A 352-nucleotide genomic window follows, 5' to 3' on the forward strand; every position below is an offset into this window, starting at 1 on the left:
CGGGACGCCACGTCAGAAAAGGTTGGAACCATGACACACACACGCACAAACAAAGTTCTCGCAACATTCGTCGCAACTCTCACAGCATTGAGCCTGGTGGCTGTGCCCGCCAATGCCGGCAACCATGTTGCCAAGCAAGCCGCCAAAGGCGCGGTTGTTGGTGCGGTGGCCGCCGAAGCAACAGGCGGCGACGCAGCCCAAGGCGCGGCCACTGGGGCAGCTGTTGGTGCCGTAGTTGGCGCAGTACAGAAAGATGACTTTGAAGACCGCCACGGTTATCACAACAACGGCAATGGCCACGGCAAAAATGGTGGCAAGCATCGTCGCTGATAGAATGACCCGGAACGGTTAA

At 58.2% G+C, this 352-nt stretch carries 1 protein-coding gene; it reads left to right on the forward strand.

The features are described from left to right. Positions 1-330, forward strand: a 330-nt coding sequence (locus tag Q0932_RS20500) for a glycine zipper domain-containing protein (protein WP_299357128.1), incomplete at its 5' end; no start/stop codon positions are given. Between the last annotated feature and the right edge of the window lie 22 nt (positions 331-352).

Source organism: uncultured Shimia sp., from assembly GCF_947498095.1.
In the GTDB taxonomy this organism is placed as follows: Bacteria; Pseudomonadota; Alphaproteobacteria; order Rhodobacterales; family Rhodobacteraceae; genus Shimia.